This is a genomic window from Pseudomonas sp. Pc102 (genome assembly GCF_018408275.1).
Taxonomy (GTDB): Bacteria; Pseudomonadota; Gammaproteobacteria; order Pseudomonadales; family Pseudomonadaceae; genus Metapseudomonas; species Metapseudomonas tohonis.
Map to the genome: position 1 here is coordinate 3,580,831 of NZ_AP021905.1, position 23,629 is coordinate 3,604,459.

At 67.9% G+C, this 23,629-nt stretch carries 21 protein-coding genes; 2 read left to right on the forward strand and 19 right to left on the reverse strand.

Going from position 1 to position 23,629, the window contains the following annotated elements; genetic code table 11:
• Positions 1–187: 187 nt before the first annotated feature.
• The 19 genes from pcaF to PHLH3_RS16540 all read right to left on the reverse strand — a co-directional run bounded on the left by pcaF (position 188) and on the right by PHLH3_RS16540 (position 21,775).
• Positions 188–1,393, reverse strand: a complete 1,206-nt coding sequence (gene pcaF / locus PHLH3_RS16450) for a 3-oxoadipyl-CoA thiolase (RefSeq protein ID WP_213624955.1) — start codon at positions 1,391–1,393, stop codon at positions 188–190.
• Positions 1,390–2,187, reverse strand: coding sequence for a CoA-transferase subunit beta (locus PHLH3_RS16455; protein ID WP_173178660.1), 798 nt, complete (start codon positions 2,185–2,187; stop codon positions 1,390–1,392). Before PHLH3_RS16455 ends, pcaF begins: the two co-directional genes overlap by 4 nt.
• A complete protein-coding gene (locus PHLH3_RS16460; RefSeq protein WP_213624956.1) occupies positions 2,184–3,035 on the reverse strand; it encodes a CoA transferase subunit A in 852 nt (283 codons plus the stop codon). The genes PHLH3_RS16455 and PHLH3_RS16460 overlap by 4 nt, the downstream gene beginning before the upstream one ends.
• Before the next feature lie 169 nt (positions 3,036–3,204).
• Positions 3,205–3,978 (reverse strand): 1,6-dihydroxycyclohexa-2,4-diene-1-carboxylate dehydrogenase, encoded by a 774-nt coding sequence (locus PHLH3_RS16465; protein WP_213624957.1) that lies wholly within the window; start codon positions 3,976–3,978, stop codon positions 3,205–3,207.
• Between the two features lie 118 nt (positions 3,979–4,096).
• A complete protein-coding gene (benC, locus tag PHLH3_RS16470; protein ID WP_213624958.1) occupies positions 4,097–5,110 on the reverse strand; it encodes a benzoate 1,2-dioxygenase electron transfer component BenC in 1,014 nt (337 codons plus the stop codon).
• A 67-nt stretch (positions 5,111–5,177) separates the two neighbouring features.
• Positions 5,178–5,666: a benzoate 1,2-dioxygenase small subunit gene (benB, locus tag PHLH3_RS16475; RefSeq protein WP_213624959.1), complete on the reverse strand. Its 489-nt coding sequence runs from the start codon at positions 5,664–5,666 to the stop codon at positions 5,178–5,180.
• A complete protein-coding gene (gene benA / locus PHLH3_RS16480) occupies positions 5,663–7,021 on the reverse strand; it encodes a benzoate 1,2-dioxygenase large subunit (protein WP_213624960.1) in 1,359 nt (452 codons plus the stop codon). Before benA ends, benB begins: the two co-directional genes overlap by 4 nt.
• Positions 7,022–7,326: 305 nt before the next feature.
• Positions 7,327–8,286, reverse strand: coding sequence for an AraC family transcriptional regulator (locus PHLH3_RS16485; protein WP_213624961.1), 960 nt, complete (start codon positions 8,284–8,286; stop codon positions 7,327–7,329).
• Positions 8,287–8,490: 204 nt separating this feature from the next.
• Entirely contained in the window at positions 8,491–9,840 is a 1,350-nt protein-coding gene (locus PHLH3_RS16490) for an MFS transporter (protein WP_213624962.1), read from the reverse strand.
• A gap of 321 nt (positions 9,841–10,161) precedes the next feature.
• Entirely contained in the window at positions 10,162–11,004 is an 843-nt protein-coding gene (locus PHLH3_RS16495; protein WP_111263928.1) for an IclR family transcriptional regulator C-terminal domain-containing protein, read from the reverse strand.
• 128 nt (positions 11,005–11,132) lie between these two features.
• Entirely contained in the window at positions 11,133–12,224 is a 1,092-nt protein-coding gene (gene zapE / locus PHLH3_RS16500; RefSeq protein WP_213624963.1) for a cell division protein ZapE, read from the reverse strand.
• Complete coding sequence (pcaG, locus tag PHLH3_RS16505) at positions 12,214–12,819, reverse strand: protocatechuate 3,4-dioxygenase subunit alpha (protein WP_213624964.1); 606 nt, start codon at positions 12,817–12,819, stop codon at positions 12,214–12,216. The genes zapE and pcaG overlap by 11 nt, the downstream gene beginning before the upstream one ends.
• 12 nt (positions 12,820–12,831) lie before the next feature.
• Positions 12,832–13,551 (reverse strand): protocatechuate 3,4-dioxygenase subunit beta, encoded by a 720-nt coding sequence (gene pcaH, locus PHLH3_RS16510; protein WP_111263930.1) that lies wholly within the window; start codon positions 13,549–13,551, stop codon positions 12,832–12,834.
• A 117-nt stretch (positions 13,552–13,668) separates the two neighbouring features.
• Complete coding sequence (gene pcaQ, locus PHLH3_RS16515; RefSeq protein WP_213624965.1) at positions 13,669–14,598, reverse strand: pca operon transcription factor PcaQ; 930 nt, start codon at positions 14,596–14,598, stop codon at positions 13,669–13,671.
• 643 nt (positions 14,599–15,241) lie between these two features.
• Entirely contained in the window at positions 15,242–16,732 is a 1,491-nt protein-coding gene (locus PHLH3_RS16520) for an aldehyde dehydrogenase family protein (RefSeq protein ID WP_213624966.1), read from the reverse strand.
• Positions 16,733–16,767: 35 nt separating this feature from the next.
• On the reverse strand, positions 16,768–17,169 hold the full coding sequence (locus PHLH3_RS16525; protein ID WP_213624967.1) for a c-type cytochrome: 402 nt from the start codon (positions 17,167–17,169) through the stop codon (positions 16,768–16,770).
• A gap of 215 nt (positions 17,170–17,384) precedes the next feature.
• Positions 17,385–19,451, reverse strand: coding sequence for an LTA synthase family protein (locus tag PHLH3_RS16530; RefSeq protein ID WP_213624969.1), 2,067 nt, complete (start codon positions 19,449–19,451; stop codon positions 17,385–17,387).
• Between the two features lie 108 nt (positions 19,452–19,559).
• Complete coding sequence (locus PHLH3_RS16535; RefSeq protein ID WP_213624970.1) at positions 19,560–20,159, reverse strand: class I SAM-dependent methyltransferase; 600 nt, start codon at positions 20,157–20,159, stop codon at positions 19,560–19,562.
• Positions 20,159–21,775 (reverse strand): phosphoethanolamine--lipid A transferase, encoded by a 1,617-nt coding sequence (locus PHLH3_RS16540; protein WP_213624971.1) that lies wholly within the window; start codon positions 21,773–21,775, stop codon positions 20,159–20,161. The genes PHLH3_RS16535 and PHLH3_RS16540 overlap by 1 nt, the downstream gene beginning before the upstream one ends.
• Positions 21,776–22,011: 236 nt before the next feature.
• Between PHLH3_RS16540 and PHLH3_RS16545 the strand changes: the two genes are divergently transcribed.
• Positions 22,012–22,518: a sigma-70 family RNA polymerase sigma factor gene (locus PHLH3_RS16545; protein WP_173178680.1), complete on the forward strand. Its 507-nt coding sequence runs from the start codon at positions 22,012–22,014 to the stop codon at positions 22,516–22,518.
• On the forward strand, positions 22,518–23,483 hold the full coding sequence (locus PHLH3_RS16550; RefSeq protein ID WP_213624972.1) for a FecR family protein: 966 nt from the start codon (positions 22,518–22,520) through the stop codon (positions 23,481–23,483). Before PHLH3_RS16545 ends, PHLH3_RS16550 begins: the two co-directional genes overlap by 1 nt.
• Positions 23,484–23,629: the final 146 nt, after the last annotated feature.

The window sequence follows — 23,629 nt, forward strand, 5'->3', positions numbered from 1 at the left end:
TAGAGCGAAGCGAAACCCATCACGTGCCTCGCAGCACCACGGAACGTCCCTACGGCTGCGCCGCGCGCAGCAGGCGTAGCGAGCGCAGGCAGGTCGGGGGCGGCCAGCGCGCAGCAACCGGAATGTACGGCTGTACATGAGGATTGCGAGCACTGCCCAACCCCGAGATGCCAAGCGCAGTAGCCTGTCACACCCGTTCGATGGCCAGGGCGAGCCCTTGCCCTACCCCCACGCACATGGTGGCCAGGCCGCGCTTGCCGCCGGATTTCTCCAGCTGGTGCAACGCGGTCTGCACCAGGCGCGCGCCGCTGGCGCCCAGGGGGTGGCCGAGGGCGATGGCGCCGCCGTTGGGGTTGACCCGGGCGTCATCGTCGGCGAGGCCGAGATCACGGGTGACCGCCAGGCCCTGTGCGGCGAAGGCTTCGTTGAGTTCGATCACGTCGAACTGGTCGATGCCCAGGTTCAGGCGCTCCAGCAGCTTGCGCACCGCCGGCACCGGGCCGATGCCCATGACCCGCGGCGCCACGCCGGCGCTGGCCATGCCCAGCACTTTCGCGCGCGGGGTCAGGCCGTGTTTCTTCACCGCCTCGGCGGAAGCCAGGATCAGCGCGACCGCGCCGTCGTTGACACCCGAGGCGTTGCCGGCGGTGACGGTCTTGCCTTCGCCGTTGACCGGTTTCAGCCTGGCGAGGGCCTCGAGGGTGGTCTCCGGGCGCAGGTGCTCGTCGGCATCGACCACGGTGTCGCCCTTCTTGCCCTTGATCACCACCGGGACGATCTCCTCCGCGAAGAAGCCCTCGGCCTGGGCACGACCGGCACGCTGCTGGCTGCGCAAGGCGAAGGCGTCCTGGTCCTCACGGCTCACCCGGTAGTCGTCGGCAACGTTGTCGGCGGTCTGGGGCATGGCATCGACACCGTACTGGGCCTTCATCAGCGGGTTGATGAAGCGCCAGCCGATGGTGGTGTCCTCGATCTTCTGGTTGCGGCCAAAGGCGCTGTCCGCCTTGCCCATCACATAGGGCGCGCGGGACATGGACTCGACGCCGCCGGCCAGGGCCAGCTCCATCTCGCCGGCGGCGATGGCGCGGAAGGCGGTGCCCACCGCGTCCATCCCCGAGGCGCAGAGGCGGTTGAGGGTGACGCCGGGAACGCTTTCCGGCAGCCCGGCCAGCAGCAGCGCCATGCGCGCGACGTTGCGGTTGTCCTCGCCGGCCTGGTTGGCGCAGCCGAGGAACACCTCATCGACTTCGCTCCAGCGCACCTGTGGGTTGCGCTCGATCAGGGCCTTGAGCGGGATGGCCGCCAGGTCGTCGGCACGTACCGGCGCCAGCCCACCGCCGAAGCGACCGATGGGCGTGCGCACGGCATCGCAGATGAATACGTCGCGGCTCATTCCTCACCTCCCTGCTGGCCGTGGGCGGCGGCGGTGCGGGCCTCCAGGGCACGCAGCGCGGCCAGCTCCTCGTCGTTCGGGGCGAGGGTCTCGCTGACGCTGTCGGCGAAGCGGATCGGCCAGCCGGTGGCCTCGACCACCTGCTCGCGGGTCACCCCGGGGTGCAGCGAGGTGACGATGAATTCGTGGGTGCCGGCTTCCGGCTCCATGATGCACAGGTCGGTGATGATGCCCACCGGGCCCTTGCCGGGCAGGCCCAGGCGCTGGCGCGAGTCGCCGCCTTCGCCATGGCCGACCGAGGTGACGAAGGCCAGCTTGTCGACGAAGGTGCGGTGGGACTGCTTGAGGATGATCAGCACTTCCTTGGCGGAACCGGCGATCTCCGGCGCGCCGCCGGCACCCGGCAGGCGCACCTTCGGGTTGTGGTAGTCACCGATCACCGTGGTGTTGATGTTGCCGAAGCGGTCGACCTGGGCGGCGCCGAGGAAGCCGACGTCGATGCGCCCGCCCTGCAGCCAGTAGCGGAAGATCTCGCCGGTGGGCACCACGGTGTCGGCGGTCTCGGCCAGCTCGCCGTCGCCGATGGACAGCGGCAGCACCGTGGGCTTGGCACCGATGGGGCCGGATTCGTAGATCAACACCACGTCCGGGGACGAGGTCAGGCGCGCCAGGTTGGCGGCCTTGGAGGGCAGGCCGATGCCGACGAAGCACACCGCGCCGTTCTTCAGGCGGCGGGCGGCGGCGACGGTCATCATTTCATTGGTGCTGTAGCCGGGGGTGGAATGGGCGCTCATTGCTTGGCCTCCGCAATTTTCTGCTGGAACTGGGCGAAGTCCTCGGTGCCACGGATGTAGTCGTCGATCCAGGCGCTGAAGGCCTCGCGGTCGCGGGCGATCGGATCCCAGGCCTGGTAGAAGCGGTTGTCGCGCTCGTAGTAGCCGTGGGCATAGGACGGGTGCGCGCCGCCGGGCACGTGGCAGACGGCGGTCAGCGCCCAGGTGGGCAGCACGCAGGCGTTCATCGGCGCATCCAGGTCGTCGACGATCTCTTCCACCGTGACGATGCAGCGCTTGGCGGCCAGGGCGGCTTCCTTCTGCACGCCGAGGATGCCCCAGAGCAGCACGTTGCCCTTGCGGTCGGCCTTCTGCGCATGGATCACGGTCACGTCCGGGCGCACCGAAGGCACCGCGGCCAGCACTTCACCGGTGAAGGGGCAGGTCACGCTCCTGATCAGCGGGTTGACCTTGGGCAGGTCGGAGCCGGCGTAGGCGCGCAGCACCGCGAACGGCAGGCCCGAAGCACCGGCCACATAGGAGTTGGCCAGGTCGGCGTGGCTGTGTTCCTCGATCTCCAGCGCATGGGGCCAGCCCTTCTCCACCGCGTCACGCAGGCGGTGCAGGGAACCGACACCCGGGTTGCCGCCCCAGGAGAACACCAGTTTCTTCGCACAGCCGGCGCCGATCAGCAGGTCGTAGACCAGGTCGGGCGTCATGCGCACCAGGGTCAGGTCGCGCTTGTTCTGGCGGATCAGCTCATGGGAAGCGGCGGTGGGAATCAGGTGGGTGAAGCCTTCGAGGGCGACGGTGTCGCCGTCGTTGACGAAGCGCTCGACCGCTTCGCGCAGGGAGATGATTTCAGCCATGTCGATCTCGTTCTGTTATCCAGGGCGGAAGGTTCGCCGGGTGATGGAAAGCTACCGCTGGCCCGACCGGCGAACAATCCGATAATCGACTATCCGTTCGATAATCGAACAACTATGTACCTTGCTAAGCATTTCCCCCGATCCCGGCGGCCAGGCGGCGGCTCGGGCTTCAGCCCTGGTCACCCCCGCCCACCGGCAGGGTCACACCGGTGATGTAGGAGGCCTCGTCGGAGGCCAGGAAGAGGATCGCGCCCACCTGCTCGTCGAGGGTCCCGTAACGCTTCATCAGGGTGCTGCCGAGGGTCTGGTCGACGATCTGCTGGTACCAGACCTTCTCCTGGGCGCTCTGCTCCGACGTGTTGCGCGGGATGCGCCGGGGTGGGGCCTCGGTGCCGCCCGGGGCGGTGGCGTTGACGCGGATACCGCGCTCGGCGTTCTCGAACGCGAGGCAGGCGGTCAGTGCGTTGACGCCGCCCTTGGCCGCGCCGTAGGGCACGCGGTTGAGGCTGCGGGTGGCGATGGAGGAAACATTGACGATGGCCCCCGCGCCCCGCTCCAGCATGTAGGGCAGCGCGGCGTGGCAGCACCACAGGGTGGGGAACAGCGAGCGGCGCACTTCCGCCTCGATCTCGTGCGCCTGGTAGTGCTCGTAGGGCTTGGCCCAGATGGTGCCCCCGACGTTGTTGACCAGCACGTCGAGGCGGCCGAAGCGTGCCACCGCCGCCTCCATCACCCGGCTGCATTCGGTGTAACGCTCAAGGTCAGCGGTCAGCGTCAGCACCCGGCCCTCCCCCAGCTGCTCGCGCAGTTCGAAGACCAGCTCGGAGCGGTCCACCGCCACCAGGCTCGCACCCTCCTCCACCAGGCGCTCGGCGACGCGGCGGCCGATGCCCTGCGCCGCGCCGGTGACCAGCGCGACCCTGTCCTGGAATCTCTTGTTCATGGCAATACACCTCGAAGTGGGCAATGGCGATTCGTAGGTTGGGCCGAGCTGCGCGAGGCCCGACGATCCAGGCGTTGGGCTTCGCTGCGTTCTGCGCCAAGCTGCGTCTGCAGTTCCGTCAGGCAGCACTGGCGGCGAACTTCTCGTAGTAGAAGTTCGCCGGCTGCACGCCCTGCTCGCGAATGAACCGGCTCACCGCCTCGACCATCGGCGGCGGGCCGCAGAGGTAGATGTCCACGTCGCCCTCGTTGAGGTGCCCGGGCGCGATGTGCTCGGTGACGTAGCCCTTCTGCGGGTAGCTGCTGTCGGGGCTGGCCACGCAGGCGCTGAAGGTGAAGTTGGGGATGCGCGCGGCGAAGGCTTCCAGCTTGTCCAGTTCCACCAGGTCGAAGTCGTGGGTCACGCCGTAGATCAGGTGCAGGGGATGCTCGCTGCCCTGCTCGGCGATCTTCTCCAGCATCGCGGTGAAGGGGGCGAGCCCGGTGCCACCGGCCAGCAGCAGCAAGGGCCGGCGGATGTCGCGCAGGTAGAAGCTGCCCAGGGGGCCGGCCAGGGTCAGCTGGTCGCCGGCCTTGGCCAGGCCCGTGAGGAAGCTGCTCATCAGGCCGCCCGGCACGTTGCGGATCAGGAAGCTGACCTCGCCGCCCTTCTGCAGCGAGCTGAAGGAATAGGCGCGGGACTGCTCGCTGCCCGGCACCTTGAGGTTGACGTACTGCCCCGGCAGGAAGGCCAGCCTGGCCAGTGACTCGCCCTTGATGGACAGGGCGATGGTGCTGTCGGAGAGCTGGCGCACCTCGCTGATGGCCGCCTCGAAGCTGGCCTGCTGGGTCTTGCAGAGGTCGGAGGACGCCGGCACCCGCACGACGCAGTCGCTTGCCGCGCGCATCTGGCAGGTGAGCACATACCCCCGGGCGGCTTCCTCCTCGCTGAGGGCGTCCTCGATGTAGTCCTGGCCCAGGTCGTAGCGGCCGGCCTCGGCAAGGCACTTGCAGGTGCCGCAGGCGCCGTCACGGCAGTCCAGGGGGATGTTGATGCCCTGGCGATAGGCCGCGTCGGCCACGGTTTCGCCGGGGCTGGCGTCGATGAAGCGGGTTACGCCGTCTTCGAAGGTAAGCGCGATCTGGTGAGTCATGTCCGTCTCCGCGAAGCACGGTCCCGGTGGTCGTCCCGCACAGGCACGACCGCCCCGGAGCGCGCCATCAAATGTGGTAGATGTCGATGAGCTGGCGGACGTAGTCGTTCTTCAGAACGACCTTCTTCGCCTTGATCACCGGCTGCTCGGCGCGCACGTCCAACGTGTAGAAGCTGGTGCCGAAATAGCTGTCCACGGTCTTGTAGCGGAAGCTCAGGGTGTGCCAGTTGAAGCGCACCTGGCAGAGGCCATCGGCGACCTCGAGGATCTCGAGGTTGCTGATGTTGTGGGAGGTGCGGGTGTCCGGCATGGTCGCGCTGGAACGCTCGGTCTTGATGCGGAACACGCGGTCCTCCAGGCCGCCACGGTTGCCATACCAGATCAGCGAGATTTCGCTTTGCGGGTCCGTGGTCAGCTCGTCGTCATCGTCCCAGGACGGCATCCAGAAACTGGCATCGGCGGCATAGAGTTCCAGCCAGTTGTCCCAGTCCTTGTCGTCGAGGTAGCGGGCTTCACGGTAGAGGAAGTCGCGCACGGTTTCGTAGGAAGCGTTCATTGCACGGCCTCCACGGGGATCAGCCGCTGCTCGGCCTCGGCGGCCTGGCGCAGGGCCTGCTGCCAGTACAGGTGCTGCAGGACGAACAGGCCTTCGTCTTCGGTGCGCACACCGGAGAGCCGCGGGTGCAGGTCGATCTCGCGGGCGGCTTGGTCGGCACCTTCCACCCAATGGGCGGCGCCCCGGGACATGTCGTTCCAGCCACGGCCGCCGCCGTAGCCCAGCTGGCAGGAGCGGAACTCCTCGAGGTCGTCCGGAGTGGCCATGCCGCTGACGTTGAAGAAGTCCTCGTACTGGCGGATGCGCCTGGCGCGGGCCTCGGCGCTCTCGCCCCTGGGGGCGATGCAGTAGATGGTGATTTCGGTCTGGTTGACGGAGATCGGCCGGGCGATGCGGATCTGCGAGCTGAACTGGTCCATCAGGTAGACGTTGGGGTACAGGCAGAGGTTGCGCGAGTTGTGGATCATCCAGTCGGCGCGGGCCTGGCCGAAGTCGCGGGCCAGCTCGTCGCGGCGCTCGTAGAGCGGGCGGTCCTCGGGGTTGGCCCAGCGGGTCCAGAGCAGCAGGTGGCCATTCTCGAAGGAGTAGAAGCCGCCGCCGTTCTTCGCCCAGTTGCCGGCGCTCATGGTCCTGATCTCCTCGCCGGCCTCGCGCTGCTTGCGCTGGTTCTGGGTGGCGGCGTAGTTCCAGTGCACGGAGCTCACGTGGTAGCCATCGGCACCGTTCTCGGCGGTCAGCTTCCAGTTGCCTTCGTAGATGTAGCTGCTGGAGCCGCGCAGCACCTCCAGGCCCTCGGGGGATTGGTCGACGATCATGTCGATGATCTTCGCCGACTCGCCCAGGTGCTCGGCCAGCGGCACCACGTCCGGGTTGAGGCTGCCGAAGAGGAAGCCGCGGTAGGACTCGAAGCGGGCGACAGGTGTCAGGTCATGGGAGCCTTCGCAGTTGAAGCTCGCCGGGTAGCCCGCCTCGGCGGGGTCCTTGACCTTGAGCAGCTTGCCGCTGTTGTTGAAGGTCCAGCCGTGGAAGGGGCAGGTGTAGCTGGAGCGGTTGCCGCGCTTGTGCCGGCAGAGCTGGGCACCGCGATGGCTGCAGGCGTTGAGGAACGCGTTGAGCCGACCCTCCTTGTTGCGCGCGATGAAGATCGGCTGGCGCCCCATGGTCAGGGTCAGGTAGTCGTTGACGTTGGGGAGCTGGCTCTCATGGGCCAGGTAGATCCAGTTGCCCTCGAAGATGTGTTTCATCTCCAGTTCGAACAGGCGGGGGTCGGTGAACATCTCGCGCTTGCAGCGGTAGATGCCCTTCTCCTTGTCTTCCTCGAGCAGCGAGTGCAGGTAATCGAATCCCAGGGACATGGCCAGGGCCTCCATTGTTATTGTTCAGGCAGGCTCAGGTTAGGGATGCGGGAGCGGCGGCAATATCCGCTGTGTGCAGATCGCTATCCGTTTTGTGCAGAGGGGTTACGGGGTGTTGCACATACCGCGCGCGACGCCCGCTCCAGGGCACGGACGCGCTTTTTGCAGGGGTGGATTCATTCGCCAGGCAGGCCGCAGGACTGCCCTACCCCGGAGCCACATGAAACACCGTCAGGGTGGAGGTAAACAGCGACCTCCACCCTACGCTCGCGGACGGAGGGGGTGCCCCGAGTCGGGGGTTCGGGCTACAAGCCGCGCCGCCTCATGGTGTCCGACGGCAATTCGCCGAACTTCGCCTTGTAGCTCTCGGAAAAGCGCCCCAGGTGCAGGAAGCCATAGTCCAGCGCCAGCTCGGTGATGCTGCGCGCGCAGCAGTCCGGGTCGCCGAGGCAGGCATGGATGCGCTCGAGTTTCTTCTGGCGGATGTAGTTCCTGGGCGTGGTACCGGCGTGGCGCTCGAACAGGGCGTAGAGCGAGCGCAGGCTCATCTGCGCCTGGGCGGCCAGTTCCTCGCTGGAGATGTCCTGCTTGAGGTTGCGCTCGATGTGTTCGGCGATGCGTTCGAAGGACGCGGCCTGGGTGCCGAGCTGCTCGCGGCTGACGTTGGTGCGCATCAGCGTGAGCATCTTGCTGGCGACTATCTGCGTGTAGTGTTCCTGCACCCGCAGCAAGGGGTCGCTGCTTTCCGCCTCCCGGCAGACCATGGCCAGCAGGTTGATGAAGCCATCCAGCTCCAGCAGCCGGTAGCGGTTCTGCAGGAACCGCACGCCGTCGCCAGGATGCAGCCAGCGCTGCTCGTCGCATACGGCGTCGATGAGCGCGACCGGGATCTTGAGGATGAATTTCTCGCAGTCGTCGGAATAGGTCAGGTCGACCGGATCGTCCGGGTTGATCAGCAGCAGATCGCCCGGAGCGAGGTAATGCTCCTGGCGATGCCCCCGCCACAGGCAGTTGCCGCGCAGCAGCACCTGCAGGTGGTAGATGGTTTCCAGCGCCGGTGAGGTGACCCGCACGCTGCCGCCATAGCTGATGCGGCACAGGTCCAGGCTGGCGAACTTGCGGTGATTGAGGCTGGCCTCGGGCCGCCCCAGGGTGGGCAGGCGGATATCGTGGGAGCCGACATGCTGGTTGACGTAACCCGACACCGCATAAGGGTCGGCACGCTCAAACACCATGCTGCGCTCGCTCAGCAGGCAATTTTCCATGTCCAACGCACTCTTGTTGTTATTACGGAGCCACGGTGACCGGCAAGGTATCCCCGCGCTCGCGAACCAAGCAATTCGCCGGAGGAATATCTGTTCGATTATCGGACACCCGCGCTGAGCCACGAGGTGCCCGGGCTGCAGAGCTCCAGGGCGGCTGGACAACCGGAGGCGGACCGCAACGACCCGCCTCCTCGTCACGCAGGCTCAGGTCGCATCCGCATGGCTCACCAGCCCCTTGATCACCACCGCCGCGGTGGCGATCGCGGCGGGGACCACCAGCGCGGTCAGTACCTGTTCGAAGTTCCAGCCCAGGCCCAGCAGCGTGGCGCCGATCCAGGCACCGAGGATGGCGCCGAAGCGGCCGATGCCGAGCATCCAGGACACGCCCGTGGCGCGGCCCTGGGTGGGGTAGAAGCGTGCGGCCAGGGACGGCATCGCCGATTGCGCGCCGTTGATGCACATGCCGGCGAGCAGCACCAGGGTCGCCAGCAGGGTGACCTGCCCCAGGCTCTGGCCGACGAAATAGGCGAAGACGCCCGCCAGCAGGTAGAAGATGCCGATGACCTTGTGCGGGTTGAATTTGTCCATCGCCCAGCCCACGCCGACGGCGCTGAGCACGCCGCCGAACTGGAACAGCGCGCCGATGAAGGCGGCCTGCTCCATGCTCGCGCCGCTGTCGCGCATCAGGGTCGGCAGCCAGCTGGTGAGCAGGTAGACGATCACCAGGCCCATGAAATAGGTCAGCCACAGCAGCAGGGTGCCAGCGCTGTAGGTGCCGGCGAAGACCACCTTGAGCACGTTGCGGCTTTGCACCGTCTTCTGCTCCGGCACGCTGAAGTCGGTGGCCACGGCGACTTCAGCCGGGGCGATGGGCGCAAGCACCTGGCGCACCTTGTCGGCACCACGATTGCGCACCACCAGGTAGCGGGCGGATTCCGGCAGCCAGAGCATCAGCACCACGGCCAGCAGCAGCGGCAGCACGCCGCCGAGCAGCAGCAGGCTGTGCCAGCCGAAGGCCGGGATCATCTTCGCGGAGACGAAGCCACCGGAGGCCATGCCCAGGTTGAAGCCGCAGAACATGCTGGTCACCAGCAGCGACTTGAGGCGCTCCGGGGTGTACTCGGAAAGCAGCGTGGTGGCGTTGGGCATCGCCGCGCCCAGGCCGAGGCCGGTGAGCAGGCGCAGCACCAGCAACTGGTCGATGTCGCTGCTGAAGGCCGACAGCAGGCTGAACAGGCCGAAGAGGAACACCGCCACCACCAGCACGATCTTGCGGCCGAAGCGGTCGGCCAGCGGGCCGGAACCGAGGGCACCGAAAACCATGCCGATCAGCGCGGCGCTCATCACCGGGCCGAGGCTGGCGCGGTCGATGCCCCAGTCCTGGGTCAGTGCCGGGGCGATGAAGCCCATGGCGGCGGTGTCGAGGCCGTCGAGGAAGACGATGAGGAAGCACAGCAGCACGATCCGCCATTGGTAGCGGGAAAGCGGCTGGGCGTTGATGAAGGATTGGACGTCGAGGGTACCGGCGGCCGGTAGCGATGCAGGGCGGGTCATGTCGGAAGTTCCTGTGAAGGCCTCTTCGCGCGGCACGGGCCGATGATCTCGGCCACCGTGGGGTATCGCACGGATGAGACAGGAATGAGCGTGCCCGGCAAGCGGAACCCTGCGGCGTGCAACGGCTGGGCGCGGGAGCGCCGCGGTTGGCTGCTGGCCATGGCTGACTCTCATTGTTTTTATGGGACCGCAGCGTCTCGTGCGGCCCGGCAAACACTACGGAGAGGCCTGGGGCAGTTCAATTCGATAATCGACTCTGCGTGCGCTTATCGAACGCTTTGCAAGCGGTAGGCGGATGCCGGCCCCACGCGGGGCCGGCGCCTACTGGAACAGCCGTGCGCTGAGTTCCTTGCTCGCTTCCAGCAGCACCGGCAGGAAGCGCGTCTCCAGTTCCTGCCGGGTGACGCGCCCGGCGTGGGTGCCGACGTTGAGGGCGGCGAGCACCTGGCCGGCGGAATCCTTCAGCGGCACCGCCACCGAGCGCAGGCCGACCTCCAGCTCCTGGTCGATGATCACCCAGCCCTGGGTGCGGATCTGCGCGATGCTCGCGCGCAACCCTTGCGCCGTGTGCACGGTGCGGCTGGTCTTGATCTGCAGGTCGGCGTGCTCGATGTACTCCTCCAGCGCCGCGTCATCCAGCGCGGCGAGGAGGATGCGGCCCATGGAGGTGCAGTAGGCCGGCAGCCGGCTGCCGACGCTGAGGTCCACCGAGATCAGCCGCTGCGGCGTGGCCGAGCGCGCGATGTAGAGGATCTCGTCGCCCTCCAGGGTGGCCATGGAACAGGCCTCGTGCAGCTGCTCGCTGAGGCGGTCGAGGATCGGCTGCGCGGTGACCGCCAGCGGCGTCGAGGACAGGTAGGCGTGGCCGAGGGTGAGCACCTTGGGCAGCAGCGAATAGGTGCGCCCGTCGGTGGTCACGTAGCCGAGGCTCATCAGCGTGTGCAGGCAGCGGCGCACGGCGGCGCGGGGAATCTCGGTGCGGTGGCTGATCTGGGCGATGGTCAGGTGGCGCTTGCGCTCCTGGAAGGCGTGGATCACCGCCAGGCCACGGGCCAGGGAGGTCATGAAGTTGGGGTCGCCGGTGAAGGCTTCGATGCGCTTGGCCGGCGAGGCGATGATGGGCGGCGCCAGGGGCGGCAGGGGGACTCGTTGTTCGTCGCTCATTGTTGTTGTCCTTGGCTATCGCACCGGGCTGATGGGCGATTATCGAAGCGGTGGGCGGTTATCGCAATTGGCGGCCGTCCGGTGGGTCCCCGCGTTCGCGGGGATGGACGGTGCTCCCGGCGGATTCTCTAGTGGGCGGTATCGAGCTTCACGCTGCGCAGCTGCTTCATGCGGCTCAGGGTGCGGGCGAAATCCACGGCATTGCCGCCCTCGGCCAGTTGCTCCAGCGCCACGGCGGAGAACAGCCGCAGGTGCAGCCCCCGGTCGTAGGCGATGTCGATGAAATTCAGGAAGCGCTGGCTGACGTCCTGCGGGTGATCGCCCAGGCGGTCCAGGCCACTCACCGCCATGTGCGGGAAGTGCTCGATCAGCCACAGGTAGTCACTGGCCGAGCGCGGCGTGGCGAACAGCTCGTGGAAGTCCAGCCAGGCACGGTCGCCTTCCAGTGCATGCACCCGCAGCGGGTGGTGATTCACCTCCAGCACCGGGTGCAGCGCCGCGCCCTCCCCCAGCCCCAGCGTGCGACGGATCAGCGCGCCGCCATCGTCCGGTTCGGGCCAGCAGTAATCACCCCAGGCCTCCAGCTCGGTGCTGTGCTGGCGGTAGTCCTGGCCGGCGTCGAGGGAGAACACGTCGAAGCGCTTCTCGATCAGCTGGATGGCCGGGCGGAAGCGTTCGCGGTACAGCGGGTTCGGGCACAGCCTGTCGGGGCTGTAGTTGGAGGTGCAGACCAGACCCACGCCCTCCTCCACCAGCACCTTGAGCAGGCGCCCGAGCAGCATGGCGTCGCCGATGTCGTGCACGTGGAACTCGTCGAAGCACAGCAAGTGCGTCTGCTGGGCGATCTCCCGGGCGACACGGGCCAATGGGTCGGTCTGGCCGCTGAAGGCGAGCATGCGCACCTGCAACTCCTGCAGGAAGGCGTGGAAGTGCACGCGGCGCTTGGCCTGCACCGGCGCGGCGGCGAAGAAGGCATCCATCACGAAGCTCTTGCCCCGGCCGACGCCGCCCCACAGGTAGACACCCGCCACCGGCCGGCGGAACCAGCCCCGGCGCGCGGCCAGGTGCTTGCCCAGCCAGCCGCCGAGGTGCTCGATGGCCGCTTGCTGCGCGCTGTCGGCGCGGTAGCCCCGCGCCTCCAGCACAGCGTTGAAGTGCCGCCGGATACGGTCGAGGACCGTTTCGGCGGGCTGATCGGACTGCAGCGTTCTAGAAGTCAAAGAAGACCGTTTCCCCTTCCCCCTGGATGCGGATATCAAAGCGGTAAGCGAGCGTGCCGTCCACCTCGCAGCGCTGGGCGACGAGGGTTTCCCGGCGCTGCGGCTGCTCGATCAGGGCGAGCACCGGGCAGCGGGCGTTGGCCTCGGCCTCGTCGTCGAAGTACAGGCGCGTCTGCAGGTGGATGTTGATGCCCCGGGCGAACAGCGAGACGTTGATGTGCGGCGCCATGGGCACCCCGGCGGCGTTGTGCACCACACCGGGCTTGATGGTCTTCAGCGTCCATTCGCCGGCGTCGAAGGTGGTGGCGGTACGGCCGAAGCCGTTGAACGGCTTCTCCGGGTCGAAGGCGCAGTCATAGCGACCCTCGTGGTCGGCCTGCCAGAACTCCAGGAAGGAATCGCGCACCAGGTGGCCGTTGCCGTCGTAGACATGGCCGATGAGCAGGATGTGCTCGCCGGGCGCATCGGCCCTGGCCATCTCGTTCCAGATTTCCGGGTCGCGGACCGGGTTGCCGGCAGCGGCGAGCGCCAGGCCGATGTGCACATAGGGGCCGGCGGTTTGCGACGGGGTTTCCGGCAGCAATTGAATGGGCATGCGCGCAGCTCCTCAGCGGTTCTCGAAGTGGGTGCGGCGCTGGCCGCGCAGGACGATGTCGAAGCGGTAGGCCAGGCAATCCATGGGATTGGCCGCGCTCATGTCGAGCCTGGCGATCAGGCTCTGCACCGCCTCGGGGTTGGCGATGGATTTGACGATGGGGCACATCGGGATCAGCGGATCGCCTTCGAAGTACAGCTGGGTGATGAGCCGCGTGGCGATAGACGGCCCGCTGATGGAGAAATGGATGTGCGCCGGACGCCAGTCGTTGGGGCCGTTGCGCCAGGGATAGGGGCCGGGCTTGATGGTGCGGAAGCTGTAGTAGCCCTCGCTGTCGGTCAGCGCACGGCCAACGCCGCCGAAGTTCGGGTCCAGCGGCGCCAGGTAGCGGTCGTTCTTGTGGCGATAGCGGCCGCCGGCGTTGGCCTGCCACATCTCCACCAGGGTGTGCGGGATCGGCTTGCCGTATTGGTCGCAGACGCGCCCGGCGACGATGATGCGCTCGCCGATGGGCAGGCCGCCGTGGTCGAAGTTGAGCAGCAGGTCGTTGTCGAAGCGCCCCAGCTTCAGGTGCGAGAAGTCCGGGCCGCTGGTCTCGGAGACCGATTGCGGGATGCTCACCAGCGCCTGGCGCGGGGAACGCGGGATGGAGGTCTTGTAGTCGGGCGTCAGGGCTTTGGGGTGCCAGTTGCGATCACGAATGACGAAGCGGCTCTGTTGCGCATCGGGCATGTCGATCTCCTCGTTATTGGATTTGTGGAGGCTGCGGGGCAGCAGGCTGTGGCGAAGTGTCACGCCTCGCGGGAGCCCGGAAAACTGAAATAACGCGCCCAATCCATAACCAATGGGTTAAGGATACTGCCCTTCCCGATAGGCCTGGCCCAGCTCGCGCAGCACCTCGACGCACCAGTGCGCCGCCAAAGGCAGCGGCAGCGCCGCATTGCTGCAGATGCCCACCGAGCCGCCCGGCTCGCGGATGCCCAGCTGCAGCTCCACCAGCTCGCCGCGGTGCAGATCCAGTCGCACGGCGTCGGTGGGCGCGATCCAGATCGCCTCGCTGGTCTGCACGTAGCGACGGCTCAGGGCCACGGAGAGGGTCTCCAGGCGCTGGCGCGGCTGGCTGATGCCGCATTGCACGAAGAAGGCGTCGGCGTACTTGCGGATGGTGGTGCCCGCCAGCGGCAGCACCAGGGGGTGGTCCTGCAACCGCTCGCGTTGCAGCAGTCCTTCCAGCAGCGGGTGGCCGGGGCGCACCACCAGGGTCATCGACTCGCTGTACAGGTGCTCGAACAGCAGGCCCTGGATCTGCGGGCTGTCGGTCATGCGCCCCACCACCAGGTCCAGCTCGCCCAGGTGCAGTTGCGACAGCAGGAAGGCGCTGGGGCCGGTCACCACGCTGGCCACCAGGGTCGGGTGGCGCGCGTGCAGGCGGCGCACCACCTCGGGTACCAGCAGGCTCTCCACCGTGGACAGCACGCCAAGGCGCAGGCTGGCGGATTCGTGCTCGCCACTGCGCAGGCTGTCCACGCCATCGCGCAGCGCCTGCACGCAGGGGCCCGCGTAGCGCATGAAGGCCACGCCGGCCTCGCTGAGGGTGACGCCGCTCTTGCTGCGCGCGAAGAGGCTGGTGCCGAGCAGTTCCTCCAGCTCCTTGAGGGTCTTGGAGATGGCCGGCTGGCTCACCGCCAGCCTGTCCGCCGCTCGCGCCAGGGTGCCCTGGCGCGCCACTTCGAGGAAGCACACCAGGTGGCGGAACTTGATGCGGGTATCGATATTCACGGCAGCTGCCCGATGAGGGAAATGGCCGAAGCCTAGCCTCGAATGCCGATCAGGCCAACAGGTTTGGTTATGACCCGGCGACATGGCCTCGAGTGGATCCCCGCGTTCGCGGGGATGACGGAGTGGCACACACCATCCCCACACACCGTCACCCCCGCGCACGCGGGGGGCCACTGAACAGCCTCCCGCTCCCTCTCGTGGGAGCGAATTCATTCGCGATTCGGAGCCCCAGGCAACGCCGTGCTCGCCGGTTGAGTGGATCCCCGCGTTCGCGAGGATGACGAGGTGGTTGAAGGGTTCGCGCTAACCCGTCCCCCCCTGGGAGCGAATTCATTCGCGATACGGCGACCCAGGCAACGCCGTGCCCGCCGGCTTGAGTGGATCCCCGCGTTCGCGAGGATGACGAGGTGGCTGAAGGGTTCGCGCTGCCCCGTCCCCCCGTGGGAGCGAATTCATTAGCGATGCGGAGCCCCAGGCAACGCCGTGCCCGCCGGCTTGAGTGGATCCCCGCGTTCGCGAGGATGACGAGGTGGCACAAACCACCCCTCTATACCGTCACCCCCGCGCACGCGGGGGCCCACTGAAAGCCGCCCATAAAAAAACAGGCCCGAAGGCCTGTGAATTAGGAGGGTGTCGCACTTGCTCAGTGGGCGATGCACACCGATTTCAGCTCGGTGTAGGCCTCGATGACGGTGCGGCCGAACTCGCGGCCCATGCCCGATTGCTTGACGCCGCCGAACGGCATGTTGGGGTCCAGCAGCACATGGGCGTTGACCCACACGGTGCCGGCCTCGATACGCGGGACCAGGTTCATCGCCTTGGTCAGGTCGTTGGTCCAGAGGCTGGCGGCCAGGCCGTACTCGCTGTCGTTGGCCATCGCGATGGCGCTGTCCTCGTCGTCGAAGGGGATCACCGACAGCACCGGGCCGAACACTTCCTCGCGGGCCACGGTCATGCCGTGCTCGACGTCCGCCAGCACCGTGGGGCGCACGTAGAAGCCCTCGCCCTCGACCGGCGTGCCTCCGGTGACGACGCGGGCGCCCTCGCTGCGGGCCAGTTCGATGTGGCGCAGCACGCCCTGCTGCTGCTTGCGCGAGACCAGCGGGTTGATCGCCGCATCGCAGTCCATGCCCGCACCGATGGTCAGGCCGGAAACGGCGCCGGCCAGCTTCTCGACGAACTCGTCGTAGCGCGAACGCTGCACGTAGAAGCGCGAGGCCGCGGCGCAGACCTGGCCCTGGTTGAGCAGGCCGCCGAGCAGCGCGCCACCGATGGCTTTGTCGATGTCCGCGTCGGCGAGGATGATCATCGGGTTCTTGCCGCCCAGTTCCAGGGCGAAACGGGTCATGTTGCGCACCGCCACCGCGCCGACGCTCTTGCCCACGGCGGTGGAACCGGTGAAGGACACCTTGTTGATCAGCGGGTGCGAGGCCAGGGCGTTGCCCACGGTGGCACCACCGCCAGTGACCAGGTTGAACACGCCCGGCGGGATGCCCGCCTCCAGCGCCAGCTCGGCCAGGCGCAGCGCGGTCAGCGGCGTCTCGGTGGCCGGCTTGATCACCACCGTGCAGCCGCAGGCCAGCGCCGGCATCAGCTTCCAGGTGGTGATCATCAGCGGGAAGTTCCAGGGCACGATGCCGGCCACCACGCCCACCGGCTCGCGGCGGGCAAAGGCGGTGAAGCGCGCGCCTTCGGGCAGCGGGATGGAGACGTCCAGGGTCTGGCCCTCGATCTTGGTCGCCCAGCCGGCCATGTAGCGCATGAACTCCACCGTGGCGCCGACGTCGAGCATCCGCGCCATGTTGATGGACTTGCCCTGGCTCAGGGTCTCCAGCTGCGCCAGCTCCTCACCGTGCTCCTCGACCAGCGCGGTGAAGCGCAGCAGGATGCGTTCGCGATCGGCCGGGCGCAGGCCCGACCAGACGCCGGCCTTGAAGGCGTTGTGGGCCGACTGCACGGCGCGGTCCAGCAGCGCGTCATCGGCTTCCGCCACCTCGGCGATGGCCTCGCCCGTGGCCGGGTTCAGCACGGGGGTGGATGCGCCTTCGGGCACCACCCACCGGCCATCGATGAAGCAGCCGTGGCGGCGTTTCAGGAAGGCCGCGACCTGCGGCAGTACTTCGACCTTGTTCATGTGCTTGTCCTCGTTCGTGGAAGGGTTCGGGCGGCTCAGCGCTGCTGCGCGAGGAAGCAGGCGATGGCCTGGCGCTGGTCGGCGTCGGCCATGCCCGCGTAGGGCATGTAGGTGCCGGGCACCTCGGCCTGGGGCTGGGCGATGAAGGCCTGCAGGCCGTCCTGTTCCCAGGCCCGGCCGCGGGCCTTCATCGCCTGCGAGTAGGCGAAGCCGGGCTGGCTGCCGGCGTTGCGGCCGATCACCCCGGCCAGGTTCGGGCCCATGCCCGGGGCCGCGTCCTTGCGCGCGGCATGGCACACCGAGCACTCGGCGGCGAAGGCACTGGCGCCCTGCTCCACCTTGGCCTGGCCGCAATCGGCGAGGGCCGGCAGGACCGGCAGCAGGAACAGCAGCGGGAGTACGGCGAGGATCGAAGGTTTCTTGTTGTTGTGCGGCATGCAGCGGACCTTGATGGCGAATGCCGCCCCGGGGCTCGCCCGTGAGGGGCGTAGCCTGCTGGGCGACGGTCAGCCGATTCTTACCGCTCGGAGCACGGCAGGTTTTTCCCTGCATGCCAGATGTGTTGGCGACTCTGCCAGGGCCGCGCGCCCGGGAAAGCGCGGCGCCGTGGCGGGAAGGAACGCGCCCCGGAATGGCTCCGGGGCGGCGGGGGTCAGGGCTTGGCGTCGACGACGCCAGTGGTGTTGCCCAGCAGGCTCTTGGTGGCCACCTGGATGAAGGCTTCGAGGCGCCGGCTCATGGCCTGCACCGCTTGCGGGTCCTCGACGCGGGTCGCGCCCTGGCCGCTGTTGAGGCGGTACTCGTAGAGCAGCGGATCGGCGCCGCGCGGCTGCACCAGGATGCGCCCGTCGGCCACCATGGCCACCGTCTGGTCGCTGCCGGAGGGCTTGATCACGCCGAAGCCCTTGTCTTCCGGCGCCAGGCTCAGCAGGTCGCGGCCCCAGCACTGGTGGCGGGTCTCGCCGCCGAGGCGGCCCATGATGGTGGGCACCACGTCGACCTGGGTGCCGACGACGTCGGTGCGCGCACCGAATTTCTCCTGGATGCCGGGGGCGATCAGCAGCAACGGCACGTTGAAGCGGTACAGGTCGATATCGGTGAGCTGCTCGGGCGTGCCGAAGCCGTGGTCGCCGACGATCACGAACAGCGTGTCCTTGTAGTACGGCGACTGCTTGGCCTTCTCGAAGAACTGCCCCAGGGCCCAGTCGGAATAGCGCATGGCGGTGAGGTGCTGGTCCAGCGAGCCGAAGCCCGTGACCGGCTCCACCGGCAGCTGCGCCGGCAGGGCGTAGGGCGTGTGGTTGGAGAGGGTCTGCAGCAGCGCATAGAAAGGCTTGCTGCCGTAGTTGCCCTTCAGCTCCTGGGCGGCGCGGTCGAACATGTCCTGGTCGGAGACGCCCCAGGTCGGGTCGGAAACCACCGGGTTGACGAAGTCATTGCGCCCCACGAAGTTGCGCATGCCCTGGTTGCCGAAGAAGCCCAGCTGGTTGTCCCAGCCGAAATCGCCGTTGTAGACGTACAGGTCGTCGTACTGGCGGGCGCTGAGCAGTTGCGGCAGGCCGGAGAACTTGTGGGTGCCCTCCTGCTGCTCCATCAGGTACTCGAAGCCCGGCAGATTGGGGAAGCACGCCATGGTGGCGAACATGCCCTGGTGGGTGTGGGTGCCATTGGAGAAGAAGCGAGTGAACAGCAGCCCCTCCTTGCTCAGCCGATCGAAGTTGGGGGTGATGTCGCCCTTGCCGCCAAGCGCACCGACGTAGTGCCCGGCCAGGCTCTCCATGAGAATCACCACCACGTTGCGCACCGGCAGGCTGCCCTCGGCACTGGGAGTCAGCAGGCGGCGCACGGCGGCGCTGCCTTCGTCCACCAGTTGGTCCTGCGGGGTCAGCAGCATGTCACGGACCACGTCCTGGGCCTCGCCTTCGGGCAGGCTGGCCTTCCACTGGTTGTCACGGGTCTCGGAGAAGCGCGCCTGGGCGGCGTTCATCAACATCAGCGTGCCGTTGAGGCCGAGCTGGTTGGCGAAGGCGGAGTCGGTGGTATTGGCATCCCCCCAGCGCAGCGGCGGCCCCTGGCGCAAGGTCCCCCGGGCGGCGACCACGGCGAGTACCAGGACCAGGGCGAAGACCCCGGCGCGCAGGTACCAGGGGGCGATGGCGGCACGGTCGCCTCCGCCTGCAGCGGGCTCGCTGCGAGGACGGCTGCGCCGGTCGAGCCATTGGAACAGCTTGAACAGCAGCCAGGTGGCGACGGCCCAGGCCAGCAGGTAGCGCACCACCGGGAAGCCGTACCAGAGCATGCTCAGAACGGTCTTCGGGTCCTGGCTCATGTACTGGAACACCAGGCTGTTCAGGCGTTGGTGGAACTCGCGGTAGAAATCCAGCTCCAGCAGGCCGAAGAACAGGGTGATGCTGGCGAAACCGGTGAGCCACACGCGGTGCAGGCGCCGTGCGGCCATGGCTGCGGCGAAGGGGATCGACAGCAGCAGCGGCGCCAGCGCGTAGATGGTCAGGCGCAGGTCGAAGCGCAAGCCATTGAAGAACGCCTCGACGAAGGTGGCGGCGGGCGTGGCGCCGATCAGTTCGCGGTTGTAGACCAGCAGCGCGCCGCGCAAGAGGGTGTACATCGCCAGGAAAACCAGGCCGCAGGACAGGGTGAAGGCCAGGTGACTACCCAGGGTCGGGCGGTAGGCACCTGACGGGCTGCGGGTTCTGCTCATGTCTCGGAGTCCATCCAATGGGAAGAGGAAATGCGAACTGCCGGGCGTCCGAAGCGGGATGCCGGGGAGCCGCGATGATAGTGCTTAGGTAAGCCAAATGGGAAAGGTTCAGCGGTAACCGTTTTTTCCATCAGCCGTCCTTGCGCAGGACGTAGGTGCGGACCATCGCCCAGCCGGGCAGGAAGTCCTGGTGCGAGAGCACCTGCAGGCCGAGCTGGCGGAATTCGTCCTCCAGCACGTCGCGGCGCAGGGGCGGCACGGCGTCGCCTCCCTCCCCCGGTGCCGCCGCCAGTGCCAGGCCTCCAGGTTGCCGTCCACCGGCAGCGAGAGAATCAGCGTGTCGCGGGTCACCCGGCGCAGCTCGCGCAGGGCCATCAGCCGCTGCTCGGGGCTCAGGCGGCTCAGCGATTGCAGGCAGAGGATGCTGTCCACCGCGTTTTCCGGCAGCTGGATGGCCAGCACCGAGGTCTGGAAGCCACGCACCCTCTCCACCAGCGGACCGCTGCGGGTGGCGAGCGCGCGGTCGAGCACTTCCCGCGAAGGGTCCGCCGCCAGGATGAAGCGGTTCGGGTGCTCGGCCAGCAGCGCCCAGGAACGCCCCAGGCCGCACGGCAGGTCGAGCACCAGGTTGGGCTCGCCGGCGGCCTTGAGGGCGCGTCGGGCGATCTGCCGCTGGCGCCAGCGCCCGAACCAGGGGGATAGAGGCATCAGGACGCCGACCTCCGGCACGGTGCGAAGAGGTCCAGGTCACGCTGGTACTCGCCGGTCTCGATCTGCAACAGCCCGAGCAGGGAGTGGAACAGGTTGTCCTGGCTCACCGGCTCGTCGCGGCGGGTCGCGAGGCAGGCGTTGTCCAGGCCGAAATCCTTCTGGTAGCCCTCGGAGAACCAGGTCAGCAGGCCGACGTGCTTCTGCTCGTCCGGCGCCATCGCATAGGGCGTGCCGTGCAGGTAGAGGTTGTACTCGCCAAGGGACTCGCCGTGGTCGGAGAGGTAGATCATCGCCGTGTCGACGCGGTCCTGATTCTTGCGCAGCAGGTCGATCAGGCTGGACAGCACGTAGTCGGTGTAGACCAGGGTGTTGTCGTAGGCGTTGACGATGCTCTCCCGCGAGCAATCGCTCAGGGTGGCGCTGCGGCACACCGGGGTGAAGCGCTCGAAGGCCGCGGGGTAGCGCTTGTAGTAGGCCGGGCCATGGCTGCCCATCTGGTGCAGCACCAGCACGCTGTCGTCCTTGAGGTTGTCGATGTAGCCCTGCAGGCCCTGCAGGAGGATGGCGTCCTGGCATTCGCCGCCGGCGCAGAGGACCGGGTCCCTGGCGTTGCCAACGTCTTCGAAGGCCACGCGGTCACAGGTGCCCTTGCAGCCGGACTGGTTGTCGCGCCAGCGCACGGCGAGGCCGGCGTGCTTGAGCACATCCAGCAGGCCTTCCTGGGATGCGGCGCGGTCATGGCTGTAACCGCCCCGGGTGAGGTTGGAGAACATGCAGGGCACCGACACGGCGGTCTCGGTGCCGCAGGAGCGCATCTGGGTGAAGGCGGTCAGGCCCGCCTGCCGGGCCAGAAGCGGGGTGGTGTCGCGGCCGTAGCCGAGCACGCCGAGGTTGGCGGCACGGGCGCTCTCCCCCACCACCAGCACCGTCAGCGACTTGCGTGCGTGGCCTTGCCAGGCCGCGGCGCGATGGGCGTCGGTGCCGATGGCGCGGATCGGTTCGGCCGGCTGGGCGAACTGGCCCCGCAGGTAGCTGAACGAGGCGCCCAGGTAGTTGCTCGGCACCACCATCAGGCGCAGCTCGTGGTGGTTGCGAAACAGCGACGCCAGGGCCTGGTAGTTGCTCATCGCGATCGCGCCGAGGGCCACCAGGCACGCCGCCATCACCAGCAGCTTGCTCAACAGCTCGCGCAGCAGCGGGCGATGGCCGATCTGCAGGCGCCACAGCAGCCAGGCCGGCAGCACGCCGAATGCCAGCAGGAAGCCGGCGAACCTCGGGGTCAGCAGGTCGCCCACCTCGCTGGCGTTGGTCTCGGCGACGTTGCGCAGCATCTCGATGTCCACCACCACGCCGTACTGGGTCATGAAATACAGCACCCCGGCACTGCCCAGCAGCACCAGCGTCAGCAATGGCTTGAACACCCAGCGGAAGGAAAACAGCGTCAACACCAGGTTGAAGATCAGCACCACCAGCAGGCCGAAGACCACACGCAGCCAGGGGTCGGGAACGATCTCTGCGACGTGCCGCCAAAGCGGCAGGTTGTAGAACAGCAGCAGCACGACGCTGACCAGCAGGGTCAGGGCTTCGGGACGCAACCGGAGGTTTTTCAGCATGGACGACGCTCGGCGGCCCTGCAGGAGTTGCAGGAGACGGCTCGCAGCCTAGGCAGCGGTCGGTCAAGAATTCGTGAAAAAAACCTCTCGGAAACGTCGACGCCAGGCACATCGCTCCCCCAGGGGCTGACGGCCGGCCCGCCACGGCGATTGCCAGCTTTCCGGGCGCGAATATAGAATGAGATCAATTCTTATCTACATCCAGGCGCGGGCCGCCCGGACGGACGCAGTAGCCCATGCCGGCAGCCGAACAGACCCTCCACCGCCAGATCCACACCCTCTACAGCGACCATCACGGCTGGCTCCACGCCTGGCTCAGCCGGCGCCTTGGCAACGCCTGGGATGCCGCCGACCTGGCCCATGACACCTTCCTGCGCCTGCTCGGCCGCCAGGCGGGCCGGGACTTCGGCAGCGAACCACGTGCCCTGCTCACCCACATCGCCAAGGGCCTGGTGATCGACCGCTGGCGCCGCCAGGACATCGAGCAGGCCTACCTGGAAAGCATCGCCCACCTGCCCGAGCCCGAGGTGCCCTCCCCGGAGACCCGGTTGCTGATCCTGGAAAGCCTGTGCCGCATCGAGGCGCTGCTGGCCGGTATGCCCGCGAAGACCCGCCAGGCCTTCCTCCTGTCCCAGCTCGAAGGCCTGGGCTATGCCGAGATCGCCACGCGACTGGGCGTGTCGCTGGCCAGCGTCAAGCGCTACATGCGCGATGCCTTCCTCGCCTGCCTGAGCGTGGCCTGATGAACCGCATCGACCCGCAGATCCTCGGCGAGGCCGCCGACTGGCTGGTGCAGCTGCATTCCGGCAGCGCCACCGAGGACGATCACCGCGCCATCCAGCAATGGCGCAACCGCAGCCCCCAGCACGCGCTGGCCTGGGCCCGTGCCGAGAGCATCCTCGGCGACTTCCGCAACCTGCCCGGCAACCTGGCGCTGCAGACCCTGGACCGCGCCGCGCGCAAGGGGCTCGGCCGCCGCCGGGCCATTGCCCGCCTGGGCCTGCTGCTGCTCGCCGCCCCCGTCGCCTGGACGGCCTGGCGCCAGCTGCCCTGGCAGGACTGGAGCGCCGACCTGCGCACCGCCACCGGCGAACAGAAGGACCTGCACCTGCCCGATGGCAGCCGCCTGCTGCTCAACACCGCCAGCGCCATCGATGTGGCCTTCGACAGGACCAGCCGCCGCCTGCGCCTGTTCAGCGGCGAAGTGCTGATCACCACCGCCAGGGACCCCTCGCCCAGCCCCCGCCCCTTCCTGGTGGAAACGCCGCAGGGCATCGCCCAGGCGCTGGGCACCCGCTTCGCCCTGCGCCTGGATGGCGTGCGCTGCCGCGTGGCGGTGATAGCAGGCGCGGTGCGGGTCAGCAACGCCGGGCGTGGCGACTCGCAGGTGATCGAGGCCGGCCGGCAATCGGCCTTCGAGCGCGACCGCCTGCTGCCCAGCGCGCCCCTCGACCCGGCGGCCAGCGCCTGGGAAACCGGCATGCTGCTGGCCCAGGACATGCGCCTGGCCGAGCTGGTGGGTGAACTGGGGCGCTACCGCCCCGGCGTGCTGCGCTGCCACCCGGGTATCGCCGACCTGCGGGTCTCCGGCGCCTTCCCGCTGCGCGACACCGACGCCAGCCTGCGCCTGCTGCAGGACACCCTGCCCATCACCCTCACCCGCCTGACCCGCTACTGGGTGACCCTGGAGCCGGCAGCCAGCGCCTGACCCCAAGGCGCCCCCACAGTGGGCCGCGGCTTCACGGATCGCTCCCCTTGGAAACGGGGCCGCACGCCCCCCCGGGACAGTATTTTCGCGCTCCCCTGACACCTTTTTCGATCTCGTCCGGTGTGTTGGATGAACCCCTTCTCATC

Coding starts and splice junctions, on each gene's coding strand:
- PHLH3_RS16485 (WP_213624961.1), bottom strand. CDS start 8,286: ATGGAAAATTGCCTGCTGAGCGAGCGCAGCATGGTGTTTGAGCGTGCC.
- PHLH3_RS16550 (WP_213624972.1), top strand. CDS start 22,518: ATGAACCGCATCGACCCGCAGATCCTCGGCGAGGCCGCCGACTGGCTG.
- PHLH3_RS16535 (WP_213624970.1), bottom strand. CDS start 20,159: ATGCCTCTATCCCCCTGGTTCGGGCGCTGGCGCCAGCGGCAGATCGCC.
- PHLH3_RS16540 (WP_213624971.1), bottom strand. CDS start 21,775: ATGCTGAAAAACCTCCGGTTGCGTCCCGAAGCCCTGACCCTGCTGGTC.
- pcaF (WP_213624955.1), bottom strand. CDS start 1,393: ATGAGCCGCGACGTATTCATCTGCGATGCCGTGCGCACGCCCATCGGT.
- PHLH3_RS16545 (WP_173178680.1), top strand. CDS start 22,012: ATGCCGGCAGCCGAACAGACCCTCCACCGCCAGATCCACACCCTCTAC.
- PHLH3_RS16495 (WP_111263928.1), bottom strand. CDS start 11,004: ATGAGCGACGAACAACGAGTCCCCCTGCCGCCCCTGGCGCCGCCCATC.
- benB (WP_213624959.1), bottom strand. CDS start 5,666: ATGAACGCTTCCTACGAAACCGTGCGCGACTTCCTCTACCGTGAAGCC.
- pcaH (WP_111263930.1), bottom strand. CDS start 13,551: ATGCCCGATGCGCAACAGAGCCGCTTCGTCATTCGTGATCGCAACTGG.
- PHLH3_RS16455 (WP_173178660.1), bottom strand. CDS start 2,187: ATGAGCGCCCATTCCACCCCCGGCTACAGCACCAATGAAATGATGACC.
- PHLH3_RS16460 (WP_213624956.1), bottom strand. CDS start 3,035: ATGGCTGAAATCATCTCCCTGCGCGAAGCGGTCGAGCGCTTCGTCAAC.
- PHLH3_RS16465 (WP_213624957.1), bottom strand. CDS start 3,978: ATGAACAAGAGATTCCAGGACAGGGTCGCGCTGGTCACCGGCGCGGCG.
- PHLH3_RS16530 (WP_213624969.1), bottom strand. CDS start 19,451: ATGAGCAGAACCCGCAGCCCGTCAGGTGCCTACCGCCCGACCCTGGGT.
- PHLH3_RS16520 (WP_213624966.1), bottom strand. CDS start 16,732: ATGAACAAGGTCGAAGTACTGCCGCAGGTCGCGGCCTTCCTGAAACGC.
- benC (WP_213624958.1), bottom strand. CDS start 5,110: ATGACTCACCAGATCGCGCTTACCTTCGAAGACGGCGTAACCCGCTTC.
- pcaG (WP_213624964.1), bottom strand. CDS start 12,819: ATGCCCATTCAATTGCTGCCGGAAACCCCGTCGCAAACCGCCGGCCCC.
- benA (WP_213624960.1), bottom strand. CDS start 7,021: ATGTCCCTGGGATTCGATTACCTGCACTCGCTGCTCGAGGAAGACAAG.
- PHLH3_RS16490 (WP_213624962.1), bottom strand. CDS start 9,840: ATGACCCGCCCTGCATCGCTACCGGCCGCCGGTACCCTCGACGTCCAA.
- PHLH3_RS16525 (WP_213624967.1), bottom strand. CDS start 17,169: ATGCCGCACAACAACAAGAAACCTTCGATCCTCGCCGTACTCCCGCTG.